Raw genomic sequence first — 21820 nt, forward strand, 5'->3', positions numbered from 1 at the left:
CCTCACTTGTGCGGATCGCCCGCGGGTTCCACATCGATAATGCGGTGAATGGACAAGACTCTTTCGGTGTCCCTGGCAGCGTCGAACACCCGGACACGCCCGCCGGATACCGATACGGGAACAACGGTCTCGGTGTTGGAATTCCCCAAGCCGTCAACCACGTTCATGATGACGGCTTGCTTCAGGCGGATGGCCCGTTGCAGCGTTTCGAGTCCCAGTTGCGTTGCCGTTTCGCTTGTCGCCTGGCCGTGGACCGCACGATGCTGCCTCAGCACGGCAAGTTGGGCGTCGACGTCGTCGTCTGCCGGGGCCGTGCGGGGCGCCGTGTAAACGGGGCGTGCACTGCCGGCCACCGCCGCCGTCCTCCTAAAGCGTACGACGGCGGTCTCCGCCTCCTGCACGGCGGGCGAGAGTCCCAGCTCGCGCAGCACCCTCGCGGTTTCCCGGGGGCTCGCCGCGGAGGTCAGCACTGTGGGGGCGATCCGGACGAGCCCCAGGCTTGCGGCCCCGGGTTCGCGAGCGAGATCGGCGATGGCGGCCTCGTCATCGCTTTGGATCAAACTGGGACTGCTGGCGACGCGGAGCCGTCCGTGCCGCGAGGCGATGTCCTTGATGAGGTATTGGAGGGGTTGCGGAACATCGGTTGCCGAGTGGGAACGCAGGAACCCGAGAATGGTCTCGGCGTCTTGGCCCGCGTCGAGCGCCCGGCGGATCGAGTCGCCCGAGAATCGGAAAATCGTGGCCGGACCTTGGCCCTCGGCCTCCGCGATCATGAGGAGTTTTTCGCTCAGTTCAGGCGCCAGGTACCCGGGCGCGACGGCGGTCAGGTCTGCTTGGAGCAGGACGTGATTGACGGCGGCGGGCAAGTGCTCGCCGAGGATGCTGAGGGCTAGCTCGGGGTGTTCGGCCGCGATCGCGGAGCCCAGCTGGGTCAGGGCGCCGGAACCCATAAGCCCCAGGAATTCCGCCTCGTGCAGGATGCCGCGCACGAGGGAGCTGAAGCGCCGGGACATGCGGGGCTGGCTCCATTCGGCGCGTTCCATGATGGCTTCGGCGTTGAGCACCGGAACCTTGCCGTCAGGCGCTTCGGCCTCGCGGGTGAGTTCGTCGAGGATCTCCAGAATCCGCTTGCGCACGAGGGGCGCGTCAGGGCGTTGGGCCTCGGCGGACAAAGCGTTGATGGAAGATGCCGGTGAGCCGGATCGCGAAGCGGTAGTGGCAGGCCCAAGGAATGTCTGCCCGACGAGTGAGGGCGCGCGCTCGCTGGCGAGCCAGGCGTTGACCAGCCAGAGCCACTGTTCTTGGCGCGGGAGCGTGAGCCATTCCACCGAGGGCGGCTGTACCCAGGTGGAACTGTCCACATCCAAGCGCAGCAATCCTGACAGGGCACTGAACTCGAGGAGCAGGGCGGTCTCCGGCATGTCCAAGCGGAGGCTGTCCGCGAGACGCCTGAGCTCCCGCACGCCGACCCCGCCGCTGCGCAGTGTCACCACCGGCTGCTCCCGGACCGCATGGAGGAGTTCGCCTACTAAGCGGAGGGCTTCGGCGATGGCACCCAAAGCGGCATTTCGGCGCAACGCGGCGCTGGTCTGGCCAAGCTCCGGCACGGGAGGCTTCAACGTGAAGTGGTCCACGATCGCGCCTCCGCGCAGCGACAAGCCGACGCTGTGCGGCAGCTCGACGTGACCGGCGTCGAGGGGGACGAGCAATCCGCGGGCCAACAGCCAATCGACCGGACCGACGTCGCGGCCTTCATGGAGCACGGAGGCCTTGCGCTGCGCCTGCGGCACGGCACCCATGGCCCAGTTGCCGAACTTGTTCAAAAGAGTACGCGTCCGGACGGGGGCCTCGGACAGGATGTGCTGGAGGTTGTCCGGCGTCGAAGTCCAACGCTGCAGCGCCAGCGCAGCGTCCATGGGAGTGGTGGCAGGAAGGATCGTTGCGCCGCTCTGGTGGAGTTCGGCGACGAGCTGCACCACGCGCTGGGCGAAGGCTGGTTGCAGCCGTACCAACTCGGTGTAGCTGCGGCCTAAGCCGGCCGGGTAGATGCCGATGACATCCTTGAGGCTGCCCACCGGCAAGTAGAAGCGCTGCCGACCAGGATTGTGCACCGTGGCCGGCGGATCGGCCCGGTGGATGAGCGCCAGGTCCTGGAGCTTGTTCAAGATCGGCTCGAGCGCCGCAAGCGTAGCTCCGTTGATGCATTTCTTCAGTCCGGCCGCAGAGACACTGTGGCCGGTGTCTGCATTGGTGCAGAGGTGGAGGGTCTCCAGTACCTGCATTTCCGGTTTGTTGAGCCGCTCGAGCGCGCGCTGCACGCTGACCCTGGCACTTGCCCGCGCCGCGAGTGCCGCGAAATCCGGAACGACAGGAGAAATGAGGTCCGGCCGCGCAGCAAACAGGGCCCGCAGCGAATCATCGCTGCGTGCTGCCAGTTCCTTGCTGAGCGCACGAATAAGGGACATCAGTTCAACGTTACCGCCAGCCGGACCCACCGTCGGGCTTTCCGGCTGCTCATTGGCGGCGTCGTGCCCACACGGAGTCAACCACCAATGCTGCCATCAAGATAAAGGCGAGCGGCAGGCCGTAGAGGGCGGTGAAAGTGATCCAGACCGGTGCCACGCCGTTGCCAAAAGCGATTGCCATGACAGTGCCTACGGCCGCCAGGGACAGGACTGCGACGACGGCGGCAACTATCAAGAGCGGGCGGCGGTAGCCGTGGGGAATCATGGATGTAACGCTAACAGTCCCGGACCTCATTCACCCGGCCGGGTCTGCTTGCGAACAAAAGGCGGCGGAACCTGCCCTGCCGGGGTCTCAAAGCGCGAATCCGTGGCTGGGCAGGATAACCTTGAAGTAATAGACCAACACGGACCAGGCAGTTACCCCTGTTCCCGCAGTATCCTGCGGATGCGGTGACGTGCCGGCTGTGTCTCAAAGCAAGAACGAAGAAGGTTGATTACGTGCCCACCGGCAAGGTCAAGTGGTATGACAAGGACAAAGGCTTCGGATTCCTCGCAGCAGAGGACGGCCAGGAAGTGTTTCTGCCCAAATCCGCACTGCCCGAGGGCGTAACGGATCTCAAGGCAGGCACCCGGGTTGAGTTCGGCGTCGCCGACGGTCGCCGAGGCGCCCAGGCGCTGGGCCTGCGCGTGCTGGACAAGTTGCCGTCCATCGCGAAGGCCAAGCGCATGAATGCCCGCGAACTCGCGCCCGTTGTCCAGGACCTTGTGTCCGTTCTGGACAACCTTTCGGGGACGTTGTCGGCCGGTAAGTACCCTGAAGGCGCCAAAGGCAAAGCAATTGCGGCAGCTCTGCGCAAGGTTGCCGACGAGCTGGAAGCCTAAACCCCGATGACATCGGAATCCGCTGAAGCCAGTCCTGAAGTGGCCGGAATTGGTGCCGCTGCTGTAACGGCTGGAACGGCCGGTCCCGGGGCTGAGCGGAAGCCGGCCACGGCGAAGCGCCGCGCCGGCATTCCCGTGTGGCGCGTCGGCAAGCCGGACGCCTTCCTTGCCGCCGCCGTCGACGTTGCCCGAAATGCGGTAGAGACCATCGCCAAGCCCGGTGAGATCGGACCGCATATTGCGGCGCGCTCCGAAGGCGAACGCGTCGTCACGCATCTGTTCGAATCTCGGCTGGCCGGCTATGGCGGCTGGCAGTGGTACGCCGTCGTGACCCGCAATTCGCGCTCCAAAGTGGTCACGGTCAGCGAGCTTGGGCTCCTGCCGTCCGAGGACTCCATCCTCGCCCCTGAATGGGTGCCGTGGGCAAAGCGCGTCCGTCCGGAGGACGAGGCTACCGCAGCCGAAGAATTGGCGGAGGAGGCTGGCATCCCCGTTGACGCGGACGACGACGGCGATCCCTCCGGTGAGGACCTCACCGCCTCCGGTGACGAACAAGAGAGCGACGAAGCCGACGACATCGAGGCCGACTAACCCTTGGCGGACCCGGCGATCGAATTCCTTGAAGGGGGAAGCTAATGTCCACCTTCAAATCGCTGGGTGTCCTTAACTACCGCATTTGGTTTATCGGTGCGCTGATCTCCAATATCGGCACGTGGATGCAACGCACTGCCCAGGACTGGCTGGTCTTTGCGCACCTGAGCAACCATGATGCCGGTGCCATGGGCGTGACCCTGGCCCTGCAGCTGGGCCCGCAGCTTTTTCTCGCCCCGTGGGCTGGCCTCCTTGCCGACCGTTACAGCCGGCGCAGGCTCCTGGTCATGACGCAATCGGCTATGGCTATCCTGAGCGCTGGCTTGGGACTTCTGGTGCTGAGCGGCGCAGCCCAGTTGTGGCACGTCTACGTGTTCGCGCTCTTGCTTGGCGTTGTCTCGGCACTTGACGCCCCCGTGCGCCAGACGTTCGTGTCGGAGCTGGTCAAGGACGACTACCTCTCCAACGCTGTGGCGCTGAACAGTGCTTCCTTCAACGTTGCCCGCATGATCGGTCCTGCCGTGGCCGGCATCTTGACGGTGGCGGTGGGCCCGGGCTGGGTGTTCATGATCAATACGCTGACCTTTGTGGCAATGCTTGCCGCGATCCGGGCAATTCCTGTCTCCTCATTGCGCGTCCAGCCCCGGGCGGCCGCGGGCAAAGGCCGTATCCGTGAGGGGCTTCGCTATGTCCGCAATCGCCCGGACATTGTGGTTGTCCTCGTCGCGATCTTCATCATGGGCACGTTCGGCCTGAACTTCGTGCTCTTCATTGCGGCCATGGTCGGTACGGAGTTCGGCATGGACGCGGGCGCATTCGGACTGCTCAACTCAATCATGGCGATCGGTTCCGTCGCCGGAGCGCTGCTGTCCGCCCGGCGCGGGCGCCCCCGGATGCGGCTCATTTTCGCCGCCTCGGGCGGTTTCGGCATTGCGAGCGGGCTGGCTGCCCTGGCGCCGAATTACACCTTGTTTGCCTTGGCCCTGATTCCTTGCGGCCTGTTTGCACTGACCATGATTACGAGCGCCAACGGCTATGTGCAGTCCACCACTGAACCGGTCATGCGCGGGAGGGTCATGGCACTGTACATGGCCATATTCATGGGTGGAACCCCCATTGGGGCTCCTTTCGTTGGCTGGGTGGCCAATGTGGCCGGCCCCCGCTGGGCCGTCGGGGTGGCAGCGGCTGCCGGCGCAAGCACCGCCGTCGTCGGCATCATCTGGATTATCCGCGCACGTCAGCTGCGGCTCCGCTTCGATCGCAGCGCCGGTGGCTTGCGGTTCTTCCGCATCGAATCCCAAGGCTCCCGTGGTGCCGAAGGAGACGGCGCCGTTAAAAGGGCTGACGCCGTTAAAGAAGCTGACGCCGCCCGGGATCCATACCCGGACGACGCCGACCACTCCTGACCGCTGGAATGCGGCAGACGTTATTTCTTCAGTTCGCCCACGACGAAGTCGATGCTCGCAAGCAACGCCGAGACGTCATCCGGTTCAATGGCAACGAACGTAGCGACGCGGAGCTGGTTGCGGCCTAGCTTGCGGTACGGTTCCGTGTCCACGATCCCGTTGGAACGCAGCACCTTGGCGATGGCCGCGGCGTCGAGCGACTCGTCGAAATCGATCGTGGCGATGACATTGGAACGATCCTCGGCCTTGGCCACGAATGGGGTGGCGTACTCGGAAGCCTCGGCCCAGGCGTAAATCCGGCTGGCGGAGTCCGCAGTGCGCTTGCTGGCGAAGTCCAAACCGCCGTTGCTGTTGAGCCACTGGATCTGTGCGTCCAGCGTCACCAAGGTGGACAGGGACGGCGTGTTGTAGGTCTGGTTGAGCCTCGAGTTGTCGATGGCCGTCTGCAGATCCAGGAAATCGGGGATCCAGCGGCCGCTCGCCTTGATGCGGGCGGCGCGTTCTATTGCAGCCGGGGAGAAAAGACCGAGCCACAGGCCGCCGTCGGAGGCGAAGTTCTTTTGCGGCGCGAAGTAGTAGACATCGGCCTCGGCAACATCAACATCCAGACCGCCGGCCGCGGACGTGGCGTCCACCAGGACCAAGGCGCCATCGTCGCTGCCCTGAACGCGCTTGACGGGAGCGGCGACGCCGGTTGAGGTTTCGTTCTGCGGCCAGGCGTAGACGTCCACGCCTGCTTCTGCCCGGGAAACCGGCCGTGTGCCCGGCTCGGAGGTGATGATGGAGGAAGCCTCCAGGAAAGGAGCCTTGTTGGTGGCCGAGGCGAACTTCGAGCCGAACTCACCAAAAGAAAGGTGTTGGGCCTTCTTCTCCACCAGACCGAAGCTGGCGACATCCCAGAACGCGGTGGAGCCGCCGACGCCGAGAATCACCTCGTAACCCTCGGGCGCGCGGAAGAACCGGCTGAGTCCCTCGCGGACCGAGCCCACCAGGTTCTTGACTGGTGCCTGGCGGTGGGAGGTGCCGAGGATCGACGTCGATGCTGCGGACAAGGCCTCGATCTGCTCCGGGCGGACCTTGGAGGGGCCGGCGCCGAAGCGGCCGTCCTTGGGCAGCAAATCGGCGGGGATAGTGATGCTGTTGTCGCTCACGGGATGCTCCAATGGTGAAGTAGCGGCCTAGATGGGTCGTGGCAGGTGGCATCTCTGCCCCTTCGACTCCCCAATTCTGCCTGACTCCGCAGCCCGGGGCAGAACCGACGGTGTCACAGTCCGCCACGTGGAAAAGTTTTGCCGTGGCGCGCAGGAGTACGCGAACGGAATTATCCGGAGTAATTCCAAATAAGCTAAGCTTGGAGCTGGCGCCCGGCCCGGGACGGCCGGCGGGTCGACCGTCTGTTCGACCGTTGAGGCGGCCCCGATACGGTGGACACACCCAAGATACTGCGCTCGAGGAGCTGAGCTGGATGACGGATCTGATTGATACCACTGAGATGTATCTTCGGACCATTTTGGAGCTTGAAGAAGAGAACATCGTGGCTCTTCGCGCCCGCATCGCCGAGCGCTTGCGGCACTCCGGTCCGACCGTTTCGCAGACGATCGGCCGGATGGAGCGCGACGGCCTGGTGATTGTTTCCAACGACCGGCACCTCGAGTTGACCGAAACCGGACGGAAACGCGCCACCGAGGTGATGCGTAAGCACCGGCTCGCCGAGCGTCTGCTGGCCGACGTCATCGGACTGGACTGGGCCTACGTTCACGACGAAGCGTGCCGCTGGGAGCACGTCATGAGCGAACGGGTGGAACGGCGCCTCTACGAACTTCTGGACCACCCCACGGAGTCTCCCTATGGCAATCCCATCCCAGGACTCGAAGCATTGGGCGGAGTAGCGTCCCATGCCTTTACGGATGGCGTGGTCAACCTTCTGGAAGCGATGAACGAATACTCGCCGGAGAACCGAGTCACTGTCAGTCGCCTGGCCGAACCGATTCAGGTTGAGCCGGAGCTGTTGGTGCAGTTCGACGAGGGTGGAATCCGCCCGGGCGCCAGGGTTTCCTTGGAGCGTGTGGGGGAGTACATCTCCGTTCGCGTGCCCAATATAGATGGTGCGCTGGAGCTTCCCCCCGAGGTCGCTTCGCACGTGTTTGTGACCGTCGCTTAGCCTTCCTCAGCAGCGCGACCGGCAAAGATAACGAAATTATTACCGTAGGGGGTTAATCCCCTATAGTTGGCTACTGGCGCCGATACCAAAGCGTTACCTGATTCGAAGCCCAGTTCTGCCGGCGGGTCAGGTGGATTAGCCCATTCATCGGCAGAAGCGGGGGAACCATCAGCGGTCGCCGAAAGGCGGCCTTGGGGTGAAGTCCGCAGCGGAAGTGCACAAAGCGCAGGACCCTTTCAGGGACTCCGCTGTGCTTCGAGTGCTTCGCGCGGACCGGGTCCATGCACTCTCTGATCCGAATCCGACAGCTAACTTCGCAGGCTTGCCAGAGAGGAAGACTTTGACCACCCAGAACACCAGGGGCCGCAGACGTGCGTCCGGTCTTACTGCCGAGCTGCGGACCGCCGGCGTCGCTGCGCACGAACCACGGCCCCGCGATCCGCATCGCGAATTCCGCCGACGCAAAGGACCCTTGCGGCAAATGGCCGATTTCGCGGCCGCGAGCGGTGCTGGACAGAAGGCAGGGGTCGCCCTGGCCACCACAGGCCTCCTCCTGACAGTCGCAGTGCCCGGCACCGGCGCCATGACGGCTGCCTCTGAGTCAAGCCAGTCCGCCCCTTCCGTGGAAAACCAGCCCGAGATTCCTGCGGCAGCCAATGCCACGATCGACTTCAGCCGCGCCGCAGTGTCCACTACGGCAGATCCGGACAGCAAGCTCAAACAACTCTTGAGCGCTCAATCCGTCGGTAGCATCACCACGTCTTCCTCCAAAGGAACGCTGGGGGCGCCGCTGGACACCCTGACCACGGCCTCGCCCTTCGGCTACCGCGTGAACCCGATCACGGGCGGTTTGGGAGAATTCCACCGGGGCCAGGACTTCGTGGCCCAGTGTGGCACCCCGGTCCACGCGGCCGCCGCCGGCAAAGTCACCTTCGCTGGCTGGCACCCTTACGGCGGCGGAAACCGCATTGTGGTGGACCATGGCAATGGCCTGGAAACCACGTACAACCACTTGTCCTCGTTCAACGTCCAGGTGGGCCAAATGGTCAGCCGTGGCGATGTGGTCGCCCTGAGCGGCACTACGGGCGCCTCTACCGGCTGCCACCTCCATTTTGAAGTCATGGTCAACGGCAACGTTGTCGACCCCTTGGGTTGGCTCTAGCCAATCCGATGGCCGCCTATCGCATGCTTGTCACGTGCCGTGACCTGAATGTGACATTCAGCCAAAACTCATGTACCGTCTAACACGCATCAACTTTTAGAGAGTTGATGCACTCGGGTGGATTGCCTAGCTCTGCCACTGCCCGAGGTTCCGTTCGCAAAACATCGTCTGGCAGAGGCGGGGGACCCAACTTTTGGCCATCTTTACCGATGGCCTTGGGGTTAAGTCGCACAGCTTCCGAAGGGGAGTAGTGCGGCCGGATGACTCCCATCCGAATCCGACAGCTTACCTCGCGGGCATAGGGAGAGGCCTCTTACGTGTCTTCACGCTCTACTCTTGCGCGCCATCGTGCCGCGGTCACCAAGACCAACTCGCTTGCCGTTATCGCTAGATCAGTCGGCAGCAACGCCGGTGGCGTAGGCCGTCAGGCAGCAGTTATCGCCGCTGCGTCCGGACTGGTCCTCACTAGCGGTATCGCAGCGAATGCTGCCGAAACCAACGTCCCCCGCGAGTCCACTGGGACCTCCACTTTGGAAGTCCAGTCCATCGCCCAAGCCAGCATTGCGGCCGACTCCTCGGTCGCGATCAAGTACGAGCGTCCGGCTGTTTCGACCGAAGCCGCTCCAGTTGTTGCTGCTCCGGTTGCCGTTCAGGAAGCCGTTGCCGCCCCCGCGGCCACGACCGGTGCCGCTACGGCCACCGCAACGCTCTCTGTCTCCACCCCCGCTTCACCTGCTACCAAGCTTGCCAGCGGCCGGGGTGCAGCAATTGCCGCTGCAGCCTACGCTCAGCTTGGCGTTGCCCAGGACTGCACCGCCCTGGCGTCGAACTCCCTGGCTGCCGTGGGAATCAACTTCCACGGCTGGCCGGCAGACTACCTTTCCCTGGGCCGCACCGTCAGCGCCGCAGAAGCACAGCCGGGTGACCTCGTTTACTACCAGAACGGTGGCATGGGCATGGCCCACATCGCCGTTTACGTCGGCAACGGCATGGCAGTCCACGGTGGCTGGAACGGTGGCACCACCGCCCTGTACAGCGTCAACGTTGGCTCCGGCCCGGTCTTCATCCGCGTTGGTGGCTAAATAGCTTCCTGAAACATCCCCGCTGGAGTGCTTGCGGGGATGTTTCGTTTTAACCGGCATGCGCTAAATCACGGCCTGGGGAACCTTGGGACCCAATTCCAGACCCGCTCTTCGGACGATTCGAAGGTTCCCGCGACGTGTCCGGGACATGAATTTTGCCCGACACAGTCCCGGAACCCACCCGCGGATTCGTTGATCTGGCCTCCGCGTGTTTACTCTTGTGGTGTCGATCCACAGCCCGTACATGCAGAGGGCAGCCGGCCCTCGCGCCCCTGACGGGTGCGGCCGTGAAGAGGTACGTGCATGCGCACACTCGTTCTGAATGCTGGATATGAACCGCTGGCGGTAGTAACCTTCCGCCGGGCGCTGGTCCTTGTGCTCACCGGAAAAGCGAGCGTAGTGGCAGAAGGCGACGAGCCTGTCGTCGGGCCACAGGAGATTCTCGGACGTCCGTCCGTGATCCTCCTCAATCGCTACATCCGGCCAAGGTACAACACGATCACAGCGGTCACACGCCGCGGCGTCTTGCGCCGCGACGGTCACCGTTGCGCCTATTGCGGGAAAGCAGCTCACACCATTGACCACGTCCACCCCAAATCCAGGGGCGGCGCGGATTCCTGGGAAAACCTGGTGGCGGCGTGCCTACGCTGCAACAACGCCAAGAGTGACCACACACCGGCCGAGATGGGCTGGAAACTGAGGTTCACTCCGGCGGCGCCCACCGGGACTATCTGGCAAATCAAGGAGCTTGAGAAACCTGCGCCCGCATGGGATCCCTTCCTCTTGCCCGAATCGGCGGCCTGAACCGGAATTGAGCCTGCTTCCCGGGTAATCTGGGCGGGTGGACTTTGATGCGGTGATCTTGGCGGGTGGGAAGTCCTCCCGCCTAGGTGGCGTGCCCAAAGCCGAACTCAAGTTCGGCGGCGTCACGCTCCTCCAGCGCGCCCTGGAGGCAGCGCATGGTGCCGGCACCGTCGTCGTCGTCGGGCCGGATTCCGGTACATTGCCGGACGGGACCCTGACCGCCCGCGAGGACCCCCCATTCGCCGGACCAGCGGCCGCGATCGAAGCAGGGCTCGCTGCCCTTGAACAAGACGGCGTGACCCGAGCCGGGCACGGTCGATTGCCAAGCGGGCCACACGCGCGGTGGGTACTCGTCATGGCCTGCGATATGCCGTTCGCTGGTACCGCGGTTCCGGTGGTGCTCAGCGAGCTTGCCGAGCACCCGGACGCGGAGGGGGCCATATCCGTATCAGCCGATGGCCGAAGACAGCCATTGCTCGGGGTCTACCGGTTCTCCGCTTTGCAACGGGAAGTGCTGGCGGCAGCAGAACGGGGTGGCCTGGCCAATGCCGCAGTCTTCCGGCTGCTTGCTAGGCTTGATCTGCTAGCCGTACCAGTCCCCGCTGGTTCCACCGATGACGTGGATACCTGGGGTGATGCCGCGGCGCTCGGCGTAGACGGCGACCAGCCGTGACAAAAGCTGTACCGGACTGTGGAGGCCGATCGTGAAGAGCCAAGAAGAAACGCTTGAGGAATGGTGCAGGAGCCTGATGCAGGCATTCCAGCTCGAAGACGTCGAGATCGACATCAACGAGATCCTGTCTTTGGCAGGCGTAGCCGCGCATTCAGTCGTCCGGCCGGCAGCTCCTTTGACCACCTTCATTGCCGGTTTCGCCGCCGGACGTGCCGCAGGTTCGGGCCGGTCGACTGAAACCGCATCGATGGATGCCGCGTTGGGCCTGGCACGCACGCTCGCCAAGGACTATACGAACCCCGGAATCGACGCCGGATGACGGAAGCCCCTGGCCAGAGCGCCGAGGACCCGCACGCCGAGCATGTCCCGCACGCCGACCACCTGTGGGCGGAGGCCCGGCAAATTTCCTTCGAGTGTGCCACGCCCATTCCGGCCGCACCCGTAGCCCTGAAGGACGCCCTCGGCAGGATCTTGGCCGCGGATGTCCGCGCGCTGCAGGACGTGCCGCACTATGCTTCCTCGGCGATGGATGGCTGGGCTGTCAACGGTAGCGGCCCATGGATCCTCGCCGAACCAGGCCATCGGCTGGCCCCGCACCAAGCGAGCCCTATTGTTACCGGCGGTCTGATCCCGCCGGGGGCCAAGGCTGTGCTCCGCAGCGAGAGCGGGGTCCTGACCACCGACGAAGATGGCTTGCCGGTCCTCGCGCTCGGCGGGAACGCCAAGCCCGGCGAACCGCACAATGGGCAACATATCCGCAACGCGGGAGAAGAAGCCGGGGCGGGCGAGCTGCTGATCGCATCCGGGGTGGTCCTGAACCCCGCCCACCTCGCCCTGGCCGCCCTGACAGGTCGCGACGAACTCGACGTCCTGGGCAAACCCCACGTGAAGCTGCTCATGACCGGCTCAGAAGTGGTGACCACGGGTGTGCCGCTCCCCGGCCGGGTGCGGGATACCTTCGGGCCCCAGCTTGGCGCCGTCGTCGAACTCCTTGGCGGGATCCGCGGCGAGCAGCTCAAAGTGGGCGACTCCTATGAAGAATGGCTCTCGGGCCTGGAGGAAGGCGAATTGTCGCCGGAGAGGCCACCCGCCGACGTCGTTATCACCACAGGGGGTACGGGCCGCTCGGGGACGGACCACTTCCGGCGGGCCATTGCGGAGCTCGGGGGCCGTTTGTTGATTGATGGCATCGCGATGCGGCCGGGACATCCCGCCGTCTTGGCCGAACTGCCTGACGGACGCTTTGTGGTCGGGCTTCCCGGGAACCCGCTCGCTGCCATGATGGCGCTCTTCACGATCGGGGCGCCGCTGCTCGCCGGACTCGGGCACGGAACGCTGTCCGACATCGAAGAGGTGCCAAGCGGAGCGATGCTCGACGCCGATCCTGGACGCACCCGCTTGCTTCCCTTCAGGTTCGTGTACGGTTTGGCCTCTCCGGCGCAGCACGCGGGGCCGGGGATGATGCGGGGGCTCGCGAGTGCTGACGGAGTCATGGTGGTGCCACCCCACGGCGTGCAGCTGGGCGAGGCCGTGCCCGCTTTTCCCTTGCCTTGGGGGCCTCCGCTTCCCGCGGCGAAGCCTCCGGAGGGCCAAGCCAAGAAGACTCCCGCCAGGCCCAGCCGCAAGGTTTCGTCAGGTCCAGTGGACTGGAGTGCCCTGACCGGCTGACATCTTCCGGCCAAGAATGGACACAGGTGGAATCGGGAGTCAGGCCTTGCAATGATGGGATCATGAACAGGCATGCTCCCGAGCAGGATATCAATGAAGATGATCTCCAAGTCCACCCGCCCAAGCGCTCCGCCGCCGGTGTCAAGGCAGTCACCGTCGCATTGGAACGGGGCTGGGCCCAAGCCGGTGTGAGCCGGACCGTCAAGTCGATGCTCCGCGTCAACCAGCGGGACGGTTTCGATTGTCCCGGGTGCGCTTGGCCGGAGTCCATTACGGGCAAACGCAGTCCCGCCGAGTTCTGCGAAAACGGTGCCAAAGCCATTGCCGAAGAAAGCACCACGCGGGTGGTCGACTCGGCGTTTTGGGCCCGGCATTCCTTGGCCGAGCTTGAGGACAAGACCGAGTACTGGCTAGGCAGCCAAGGACGCATCGCCGAGCCCGTCGTCATTCGCCCGGGCGAAACACACTATTCGCCGATCAGCTGGGCGGACGCTTTCGCCCTGATCGGTGAGCACGTGAACGCCACCACCCCGGACCGCTGCGTCTTCTACACCTCGGGGCGGACCGCCAACGAGACCGCCTTCATGTACCAGCTCTTCGCCCGGAGCCTGGGCACCAACAACCTGCCCGACTGCTCGAACATGTGCCACGAGTCCTCCGGCAGCGCCCTGAACCCGACCATCGGCATCGGTAAAGGCACCGTCTCCTTGGAAGACATCCATGAGGCGCAACTGGTGCTCGTGGTAGGCCAAAACCCGGGAACCAACCATCCGCGCATGCTCTCCGCCCTGCGCGATTGCAAGAACAACGGCGGCAAGGTTGTCGCCGTTAATCCGTTGCCCGAAGCCGGGCTCCTGAACTTCAAGGATCCCCAGTCCCTCAACGGCGTGGTGGGCGGTGGCACGGACATCGCGGATGAATTCCTGCAGATCAAGGTAGGTGGGGACCTCGCTTTGTTCCAGGCGCTGGGCCACCTCCTGCTGGAAGAAGAGAAGCGGAAACCGGGCACCGTGGTGGACAGCGCCTTCATCGAGGCGCAGACCGACGGCTTCGAGGCTTACGCCGAGGCACGGGCAACCCTGGACTGGGAGGAGACGGAACGCGCCACGGGCCTGAGCCGCATCGAAATCACCAAGGTGGCGGGCATGCTGGCCGCTTCGAAGGGCACCATCATTTGCTGGGCGCTCGGCCTGACCCAGCAGCCGCACTCCGTAGATACCTTGCGGGAAATCATCAACCTCCTGCTCCTCCAAGGCAACTTCGGCAAGCGGGGCGCCGGAGCTTGCCCCGTCCGCGGCCACTCCAACGTGCAGGGCGACCGCACCATGGGTATCTGGGAGAAGCCTTCGGAGGGCTTCCTCGCAGCTCTCGACAAGGAATTCGGATTCACAATGCCGCGGGCACACGGCTACGACTCCGTGGAAACCCAGCACGCCTTGGAGAAGGGCGACGTGGATGTGTTCGTCTCCATGGGCGGTAACTTCGCGGCGGCGGGCTCGGATACCGTTGCGCTGGAGGAAGGGCTGAAGAGGGCCGGGCTGACGGTACACATCTCTACCAAGCCCAACCGTGCCCACGTAGTGCATGGCAAGACCTCCCTGATCCTGCCTACCCTGGGCAGAACGGACAGCGACGACAAGCACCCAGGCGGCCGCCAGATACTCTCGGTGGAAGACTCCATGTCCGTGATCCACTCCACCCAGGGCCGGCTGACTCCGGTCTCGGACCACCTGCTCAGCGAACCCGTCATCGTCGCACGCATGGCGCAGGCGGTCCTCGGGGACAACCACCCGGTGGATTGGCGTGCCATGGCCGAAGACTACGACGTCATCCGCGACCACATCTCCAGGGTGATCCCCGGCTTCCAGGACTTCAACGCGAGGGTCCGGACCAAGAATGGTTTTGTGCTGCCCAATCCGCCGCGCGACACCCGGACGTTCGCGACGGACATCGGCAAGGCACGCTTCACCGTGAGCCCGCTGGAGTACCTCGAAGCCCCGGCCGGCCACCTGATCCTGCAGACGGTCCGTAGCCACGACCAGTACAACACCACGTTCTACGGGCTCGATGACCGCTACCGCGGCATTTCCGATGGCCGCCGGGTCATCTTGGTCCACGAGGACGATATCAGCGAGCTCGGCTTCGAAGACCGGGACTTGGTGGACGTCATCTCCACGTTCGGGGGCACGGAACGCCGGGCGGACAAGTTCCGGCTGGTTGCCTACCCCACGGCGAAGGGTTGTGCGGCTGCGTATTTCCCGGAGGCCAACGCCCTGGTCCACCGCGAGCTGGTTGCCCGTGAATCCAACACGCCCGGTTACAAGGCCATGACTGTGCGGTTCGTTAAGCACGGGGAAGCCGCTGAACACGGTGAAGCTGCCCAGACGGTAGGGATCTGACATGGGACGGGTGACCCAGCGCCGCAAAGTGCACAAGTTCGTCCTGGACGGCTCGGCCCAGGCCCTGGATCACCCGGTCCGCTACCGCGAGGACTTCCTGGCGGTCGAGGAACCGTTGGAGGTGCGCTTGGGCCACATGTCTTTCTCCGTGACCATGCGGACTCCTGGCGACGACTTTGACTTGGTGGCGGGCTTCCTGGTCTCCGAGGGCGTCATCTGGGATCCTGCCCAGCTCATCTCGCTGCGTTTCTGCGCCGGCGAGGACGAGAACGGCGTTCAGACGTTCAATGTGGTGGAAGCCCAGTTGCGGCCCGACGTCGTCCTTCCGGACACCGGCCGCAACGTCTACACGTCCAGTTCGTGCGGGATCTGCGGCACCGACTCCATCGAGGCGGTGCGCAAGTCCTCCCACTTCAGCCCGGCGGACGACCCGCTGAAGGTGCCGGTGGAAATTCTCGCCTCCCTGCCTGACCGGCTCCGCGCCGCACAGGCGGTCTTTGACAAGACCGGAGGAGTGCATGCAGCGGGTCTCTTCAAGATCCACGACGACGGCGAAGGCAGTGTTGCTGAACTCTTGTGCTTACGCGAAGACGTGGGCAGGCACAATGCCGTGGACAAGGTGGTGGGCTGGGCACTTCGCGAAGGACTGTTGCCCCTGAAGGGTACCGTCCTGCAGGTTTCCGGAAGGGCGTCTTTCGAACTCGTCCAAAAGGCGGCGCTCGCCGGAATCCCGGTTCTGGCTGCCGTCAGCGCACCCTCGAGCCTCGCCGCGGAACTCGCCCAAGAGACGGGCATGACGCTCGTGGGATTCAGCCGGGGGACCAGTCTGAACGTCTACGCTGGAAGCGACCGGGTGGGCGTTCCGGCAGGGGCCGACACCGGCGAGGGCCCCGGCCTGAGCTTGCGAAGGCTGGGAGCCGGTGGGGATTAGGGGCTTGCAGGGACAGCGGTCAATCACTTGGTAATTGTTGCGGAACAACGTAGATTTTATCCATCGAATGGAATCCTTGTTTCCGCTGGACCGTGACTTTGCCGATCTAGGCTGCCTGACGGTACGGAAGCAACTCAATGTAGCCCACCGTTAAAGGGGACTTCAAGTGCACGACGACCGCCTGATCACTGAGAAGCGGCTCGAACGTTTTGTCCGGGAGCGCATTGCCCCCGCCATCTACGGCCGCGCGCTGCCTCTCACCCTCAGTAGTTGGGATGTGCCGGGTGAACCGGTTCCGGTCGCGGAGGCGCTCCACCAGGTCTTTGAACCCCAGGAGCACGGCGCCGCCTGGGGCAAGGCTTGGAGCACCAAGTGGTTGCGGCTTAGGGGCGAGGTCCCGGAAGGCTGGGGAGCTGCCGAAGGCACTGCGGTGGAGATCGTCGTCGATCTCGGCTTCAGCAACGACGCCCCCGGATTCCAATGCGAAGGCATCGCCTGGCGCGCGGACGGGACCATCATCAAGGCCATTTCTCCCCGAAACCAGCACGTTCCGCTGAAGCTCCTGGGCGGCGGGCTCTCCGTGGACTTCTACGTCGAAGCGGCAGCCAATCCGGACCTCAGCCAAGGATGGAGCTTCGCGGCAACCCCGCTGGGGGATAAGGCCACGTCCGGAGACGAGCCCCGCTATCGGCTCGGTCGCATCGCGATCGCCGAACTCAACGAGGTGGTCTGGGAGCTCCATCAGGACATCTGGACCCTCAGCGGGCTCATGCACGAGCTGCCCTTCGAACTGCCGCGGCGGCATGAAATCCTCCGCGCCTTTGAGCGCATGCTGGACGTTATGGACCCCGACGACGTTGCTGGCACCGCAGCGGCAGGCAGGGAGGCCTTGGCTGAGGTCCTGAGCCGGCCGGCCTACGCTTCGGCACACGAACTGTTGGCCACGGGCCACGCCCACATTGACTCTGCCTGGCTCTGGCCGGTCCGTGAAACCATCCGAAAGTGCGCCCGCACATTCTCCAATGTGGTGGCCCTCATGGATGAGAACCCGGAATTCGTGTTTTCCTGCTCCTCTGCCCAGCAATTGGCGTGGATCAAGGAGTTCTATCCGGAGCTGTTCATCCGGATCCGGGAAAAGGTCAAAGCCGGCCAATTCGTGCCGGTAGGCGGCATGTGGGTGGAATCGGACACCAACATGCCCGGCGGTGAGGCCATGGCCCGCCAGTTCGTCGAGGGTAAAAGCTTCTTCCTGGAGGAGTTCGGCGTCGATTGCCAGGAAGCCTGGCTGCCCGATTCCTTCGGCTATTCCGGGGCCCTGCCCCAGATCGTCAAGTCTGCCGGATGCCGCTGGTTCCTGACTCAGAAGATCTCCTGGAACCAGGTCAACAAGATGCCGCACCACACTTTCAATTGGGAGGGCATCGACGGTACGCGGCTTTTCACCCACTTCCCGCCCGTGGACACCTATAACTCCGAGCTCCACGGCCGCGAACTCGCACACGCCCAGCGAAACTATCGGGAGCACGGCAGGGGCACCATTTCGCTGGTCCCCTTCGGCTATGGCGACGGCGGTGGCGGGCCCACGCGCGAAATGATTGCCGCAGCCCGCAGAACGGCGGACCTGGAAGGCTCGCCGAAGGTGCGCGTCGGAACCGCGAAGGAATTCTTCACGCAGGCCGAGGCCGAATACCGCAACCTCCCAGTCTGGGTGGGGGAGATGTACCTCGAGCTGCACCGGGGCACCTACACGAGCCAAGCCAACACCAAAAAGGGCAACCGCCGCTCGGAGCACCTCCTGCGCGAGGCAGAGCTGTGGTGCTCGACGGCGGCAATACGGACTGCCGGTTCCTTCACCTATCCGGCCGCGGACCTCAAGCGCTTGTGGCGGCTTGTGCTGTTGCAGCAGTTCCACGACATCCTGCCAGGCAGCGCCATCGCGTGGGTCCACCAGGATGCGGAACGGAACTATGCTGCCATCGCCCGGGAACTGGAAGCCATCATCTCGAATGCGGCCATAGCCCTGCTCGGCGAGGGGGACACCGTATTTCTCCTCAACGCGGCCCCCCATGAGCGGAACGGCGTACCTGCCCTCGCCGCAGCGGAAGCGGTGCACGCGGATACCACGGTGAGTGTCACCCCACGGGCCGGCGGCTATGTCTTGGACAACGGCATCATCCGCGCCGTGCTGGATGCCAACGGATTGCTGACGTCCCTCTCGGACCACGCAACCGGCCGTGAAGCGATGGCGCCGGGGCAGTTCGGCAACCATCTGGAACTTCACCGGGATACGCCCAACGAGTGGGATGCCTGGGACATCGACGAGTTCTATCGCCGGAACGTCGTCTCGGTGGTCGAGGCACGCTCGGTGACGCTCGAGAGCGCAGGCTGGGACGCCGTCGTCGTGGTGGAGCGGACGGTTGGTTCCTCCACCATCACCCAGCGCATTTCCCTCGAAGCGGGAGCTGCGTCCCTCGGAATATCCACTACCGTGGATTGGCAGGAACGCGAGAAATTGCTGAAGATCGGGTTCCCGCTGGACGTCCGCGCGGACCGTTCCGCTTCGGAAACCCAGTTCGGGCACGTTTTCCGGCCAACCCACACCAATACGTCCTGGGAAGCGGCCAAGTTCGAATTCTGCGCCCATCGCTGGATCCATGTGGCGGAACCAGGCTACGGCGTGGCGATTTCGAATGCCTCGAGCTACGGTCACGACGTCACCCGGGCCATCCGCGACGACGGCGGCACCACCACCAATGTCCGGGTGTCCCTGCTCCGGGCGCCGAAGTTTCCGGACCCCCGTGCCGATCTCGGTATGCATGTCCTGGAGCTGAGCATTCGGCCCGGTGCCAGCATCGGCGACGCCGTCGAGGAGGGGTACCGCACCAACCTCAAGCCGAGGCTGCTGACGGGCGCGAAGCCTGTGGAGCCGCTCTTCACGGTGTTCAACCAGGCGTTGGTGATCGAAGCCGTCAAACTTGCGGAGGACGGATCCGGAGACGTCATCGTGCGGCTTTACGAATCGCTGGGAGAACGTTCCACGGGCATCATCACGGCCAACTTCGATTCCCGAAAGGTGCAATCCGTGGACCTTTTGGAGCGCCCGGTGGAGGCTTCCGGCGTCGTGCCCGGAGCTGTTGCCGCAGAACTGACTCTGCGCCCATTCCAGTTGGTGACCTTGCGATTCAGCCGCTGACTACCCAACTAACTCGCAGTTAATGTCGCTTAGGGCGTCCAAAACGACATTAACTGCGAGCTAGTTGGGCTTAGACTTCGTGCTGCAGCCGCTTGACGAATTGCTTGGTGCGTTCCTGCCGCGGCTCACGCAGGACCTCCGCAGCGGGGCCGCGTTCCACCACCACGCCACCATCCATGAAGATGACTTCATCAGCAACCTGGCGTGCGAAAGCGAGTTCATGGGTCACGATCACCATGGTCCAGCCTTCGTCGGCAAGTTCCTTGATGACTCCAAGCACTTCACCCACGAGTTCCGGATCCAGGGCCGAGGTGGGTTCATCGAAGAGCAACAGTTGGGGCTTGAGTGCGAGGGCGCGCACAATTCCCACCCGCTGCTGCTGTCCACCGGACAGCTCGAAGGGATAGGCATCGCGCTTGTCGGCGAGCCCCACCCTGGCCAGGAGCCGCTCAGCCTCTGCCACGACTTCCGCACGGGGTCGCTTCTGGACTTGGAGTGGTCCCTCGATGACGTTCTTGAGCACCGTCATGTGAGGGAAGAGGTTGTAGTGCTGGAACACCATGGCACTGCGGTCACGGAGGGCAGCAATCTCCCGCTTACTCACGGCGCCGGCGAAATCGAGGGTCAGTCCCGCACCGGACCCCCGGACGGTACCGGCGTCGGCGTCCCCGAAGGTGACCGTACCGGCGTCGGGGACTTCGAGTCCATTGAGTGATCGCAGGACGGTAGTCTTCCCCGAACCGGAAGGACCAATCAGCGCAACCACTTGGCCGCGGCGGACATCGAGGTCGATCCCGCGCAGCACGACGTTGCTGCCGAAGGCTTTGGCAAGGTCCCGGGCGGACAAAACCAACCCGGTGCCTGCGGGCGAGGCTTTGCTGGGCTCAGTGGGCGACATATCGGTCCAATCTGCGCTCCAGGGCGGACTGGCCCGTGGAGAGGACAAGGCAAATGACCCAGTAGACCAAAGCCGATTCGAGGTACAGGATCATGAACTCCTGGCTGAAAGCAGCGATCTGCTGGGCGTTGCGGAAGAGCTCGGTGACCAGGATGAGCGAAGCCAGTGAGGTGTCCTTCACGAGCGAAATGAAGGTATTCGACAGCGGGGGCACGGAGACCCTGGCCGCCTGCGGGAGGATGATCCGCACGAGGGTTTGCGGCCTGGACATTCCGATGGTGTGCCCGGCCTCCCATTGGCCCTTGGGCACGGAGAGGATCGCGGCACGGATGACCTCGGCAGCGTAACCGCCCACGTTGAGGGAAAACGCGATGATGGCGCTGGGCCACGGCTCCAGCTTCACGCCGAGGCTTGGGAGGCCGTAGAAGATCACGAACAACTGCACCAGCAGGGGAGTCCCGCGGATCACCGAGACGTAGAAACGTGCGACGCCGGAGAGCACCCGGTTGGGACTCAAGCGCAACAGGGCAACCAGCAGGGCCAAGGCCAAGCCTAGGGCGAACGAGGCCAGGGTCAAGGGGATGGTTCCCGTGACGGCGCCGCCGACGATGGGCCCGAAGGAACTCCAGACGAGATCCCAGTTGAAGGTCATCTGTTTGGCCGCCGGCTACTTGGTGACGTCTGCGCCGAAGTACTTTTCGGAAATCCTGGCCAGGGTGCCGTCTGCACGAAGATCCGTCAGGGCTTTGTCCACGGCGGCCTTGAGCTCGGTGGATCCCTTGCGGAAGACCATGGCGCTCTGTGTCTTGTCTGTGGTCTCTGCCGCGATCTTCAAGCCGGAATCCGGAGTGGTCTTTGCATAGTCGAGGTAGGTCAGCTTGTCGTTGACGGTGGCGTCGACGCGGCCTTGACGGACCAGGGTCGCGGCTTGAGCCCAGCCTTCGACGGACTGGACGTTGGCGCCGGCGTCGACTGCCATCTTGTAGAAGTTGCTGGTCAGCGACTGGGCGGTGGTCTTGCCTTTGAGGTCGGCGAAGCTGTTGATGGAAGTGTTATCCGACTTGGTCACCACGACGCCGTTGGACACCGTGTACGGCGCGGAGAAGTCGTATTTGGCCGTGCGCTCGGGATTGATGGAGATCTGGTTTGCGATGGTGTCGAAGCGCTTGGCATCAAGTCCGGCGAAGATGCCATCGAACTGGGTTTCCTGGAACGTCGCCTTCACTCCGAGCTTGCCGGCCACGGCCTGGGCGATTTCGACGTCAAAGCCCGTGAGCGGACCTGCTCCGTTTTCGTGGAAGCTGAAAGGCCGGTACGTTCCCTCGGTGGCAATGACGATCTCGCCCTTGGATTTGATGTCGGACAGGGAGGTGTCTGCGCCGGACGTAGAAGACGGTGATGACCCACCGCCGCAAGCGGTCAATGCCAGCGCGACGGCGGCAAGGGTTGCGGACAGTGCTGTACGGCGAGTGGGCAGGCTCTTCATGAAAGCCATCTTAGTCACC

19 protein-coding genes and 2 riboswitches are annotated in these 21820 nt (G+C 64.1%); of the genes, 13 read left to right on the forward strand and 6 right to left on the reverse strand.

Going from position 1 to position 21820, the window contains the following annotated elements; all coding sequences use genetic code 11:
* Nucleotides 1-2: 2 nt before the first annotated feature.
* Both A3M3_RS0109785 and A3M3_RS0109790 read right to left on the reverse strand, forming a co-directional pair.
* Nucleotides 3-2465 (reverse strand): helicase-associated domain-containing protein, encoded by a 2463-nt coding sequence (locus A3M3_RS0109785; protein ID WP_028266164.1) that lies wholly within the window; start codon nucleotides 2463-2465, stop codon nucleotides 3-5.
* A gap of 49 nt (nucleotides 2466-2514) precedes the next feature.
* Nucleotides 2515-2730 carry a hypothetical protein gene (locus tag A3M3_RS0109790; RefSeq protein ID WP_028266165.1) on the reverse strand — a complete coding sequence of 72 codons (216 nt, stop codon included), beginning with the start codon at nucleotides 2728-2730 and terminating at the stop codon, nucleotides 2515-2517.
* 233 nt (nucleotides 2731-2963) lie between these two features.
* Between A3M3_RS0109790 and A3M3_RS0109795 the strand changes: the two genes are divergently transcribed.
* Genes A3M3_RS0109795 through A3M3_RS0109805 form a run of 3 tightly spaced genes read left to right on the forward strand, consistent with a single transcriptional unit; the run spans nucleotide 2964 to nucleotide 5344 of the window.
* On the forward strand, nucleotides 2964-3347 hold the full coding sequence (locus tag A3M3_RS0109795) for a cold-shock protein (RefSeq protein ID WP_028266166.1): 384 nt from the start codon (nucleotides 2964-2966) through the stop codon (nucleotides 3345-3347).
* A 6-nt stretch (nucleotides 3348-3353) separates the two neighbouring features.
* A complete protein-coding gene (locus A3M3_RS0109800) occupies nucleotides 3354-3938 on the forward strand; it encodes a DUF3027 domain-containing protein (protein WP_028266167.1) in 585 nt (194 codons plus the stop codon).
* A gap of 44 nt (nucleotides 3939-3982) precedes the next feature.
* A complete protein-coding gene (locus tag A3M3_RS0109805) occupies nucleotides 3983-5344 on the forward strand; it encodes an MFS transporter (RefSeq protein ID WP_028266168.1) in 1362 nt (453 codons plus the stop codon).
* 20 nt (nucleotides 5345-5364) lie between these two features.
* On the opposite strand, the gene serC is transcribed toward A3M3_RS0109805, so the two are convergent.
* Entirely contained in the window at nucleotides 5365-6495 is a 1131-nt protein-coding gene (gene serC / locus A3M3_RS0109810; RefSeq protein WP_028266169.1) for a phosphoserine transaminase, read from the reverse strand.
* Between the two features lie 314 nt (nucleotides 6496-6809).
* Here serC and A3M3_RS0109815 point away from each other — a divergent pair, with 314 nt between their 5' ends.
* The 10 genes from A3M3_RS0109815 (at nucleotide 6810) to A3M3_RS0109860 (ending at nucleotide 19417) form a co-directional block, all read left to right on the forward strand.
* Complete coding sequence (locus A3M3_RS0109815; protein ID WP_028266170.1) at nucleotides 6810-7505, forward strand: metal-dependent transcriptional regulator; 696 nt, start codon at nucleotides 6810-6812, stop codon at nucleotides 7503-7505.
* 127 nt (nucleotides 7506-7632) lie between these two features.
* Nucleotides 7633-7843: riboswitch (cyclic di-AMP (ydaO/yuaA leader) on the forward strand.
* A 2-nt stretch (nucleotides 7844-7845) separates the two neighbouring features.
* Complete coding sequence (locus A3M3_RS0109820; protein ID WP_028266171.1) at nucleotides 7846-8667, forward strand: M23 family metallopeptidase; 822 nt, start codon at nucleotides 7846-7848, stop codon at nucleotides 8665-8667.
* A gap of 145 nt (nucleotides 8668-8812) precedes the next feature.
* Nucleotides 8813-8980: riboswitch (cyclic di-AMP (ydaO/yuaA leader) on the forward strand.
* Nucleotides 8981-8984: 4 nt separating this feature from the next.
* Nucleotides 8985-9749, forward strand: a complete 765-nt coding sequence (locus A3M3_RS0109825) for an NlpC/P60 family protein (RefSeq protein WP_028266172.1) — start codon at nucleotides 8985-8987, stop codon at nucleotides 9747-9749.
* Nucleotides 9750-10052: 303 nt separating this feature from the next.
* On the forward strand, nucleotides 10053-10553 hold the full coding sequence (locus A3M3_RS0109830; protein WP_028266173.1) for an HNH endonuclease: 501 nt from the start codon (nucleotides 10053-10055) through the stop codon (nucleotides 10551-10553).
* A 37-nt stretch (nucleotides 10554-10590) separates the two neighbouring features.
* Nucleotides 10591-11226, forward strand: coding sequence for a molybdenum cofactor guanylyltransferase (gene mobA, locus A3M3_RS0109835; RefSeq protein WP_028266174.1), 636 nt, complete (start codon nucleotides 10591-10593; stop codon nucleotides 11224-11226).
* 31 nt (nucleotides 11227-11257) lie between these two features.
* Nucleotides 11258-11545, forward strand: coding sequence for a DUF6457 domain-containing protein (locus A3M3_RS28500; protein ID WP_028266175.1), 288 nt, complete (start codon nucleotides 11258-11260; stop codon nucleotides 11543-11545).
* Nucleotides 11542-12894, forward strand: coding sequence for a molybdopterin molybdotransferase MoeA (locus A3M3_RS0109845; RefSeq protein WP_028266176.1), 1353 nt, complete (start codon nucleotides 11542-11544; stop codon nucleotides 12892-12894). Before A3M3_RS28500 ends, A3M3_RS0109845 begins: the two co-directional genes overlap by 4 nt.
* Before the next feature lie 62 nt (nucleotides 12895-12956).
* Nucleotides 12957-15293 carry an FdhF/YdeP family oxidoreductase gene (locus tag A3M3_RS0109850; RefSeq protein WP_028266177.1) on the forward strand — a complete coding sequence of 779 codons (2337 nt, stop codon included), beginning with the start codon at nucleotides 12957-12959 and terminating at the stop codon, nucleotides 15291-15293.
* Between the two features lies 1 nt (nucleotide 15294).
* Nucleotides 15295-16224: a formate dehydrogenase accessory sulfurtransferase FdhD gene (gene fdhD, locus A3M3_RS24595; protein WP_051423092.1), complete on the forward strand. Its 930-nt coding sequence runs from the start codon at nucleotides 15295-15297 to the stop codon at nucleotides 16222-16224.
* Between the two features lie 166 nt (nucleotides 16225-16390).
* Complete coding sequence (locus A3M3_RS0109860; RefSeq protein ID WP_028266178.1) at nucleotides 16391-19417, forward strand: alpha-mannosidase; 3027 nt, start codon at nucleotides 16391-16393, stop codon at nucleotides 19415-19417.
* A 70-nt stretch (nucleotides 19418-19487) separates the two neighbouring features.
* On the opposite strand, the gene A3M3_RS0109865 is transcribed toward A3M3_RS0109860, so the two are convergent.
* Genes A3M3_RS0109865 through A3M3_RS0109875 form a run of 3 tightly spaced genes read right to left on the reverse strand, consistent with a single transcriptional unit; the run spans nucleotide 19488 to nucleotide 21801 of the window.
* Nucleotides 19488-20315, reverse strand: coding sequence for an amino acid ABC transporter ATP-binding protein (locus A3M3_RS0109865; RefSeq protein ID WP_028266179.1), 828 nt, complete (start codon nucleotides 20313-20315; stop codon nucleotides 19488-19490).
* A complete protein-coding gene (locus tag A3M3_RS0109870; RefSeq protein WP_028266180.1) occupies nucleotides 20302-20967 on the reverse strand; it encodes an amino acid ABC transporter permease in 666 nt (221 codons plus the stop codon). The genes A3M3_RS0109865 and A3M3_RS0109870 overlap by 14 nt, the downstream gene beginning before the upstream one ends.
* A gap of 15 nt (nucleotides 20968-20982) precedes the next feature.
* Nucleotides 20983-21801, reverse strand: coding sequence for an amino acid ABC transporter substrate-binding protein (locus tag A3M3_RS0109875; protein ID WP_028266181.1), 819 nt, complete (start codon nucleotides 21799-21801; stop codon nucleotides 20983-20985).
* Nucleotides 21802-21820: the final 19 nt, after the last annotated feature.

The organism is Arthrobacter sp. MA-N2, assembly GCF_000517125.1.
GTDB lineage: Bacteria > Actinomycetota > Actinomycetes > Actinomycetales > Micrococcaceae > Arthrobacter > Arthrobacter methylotrophus.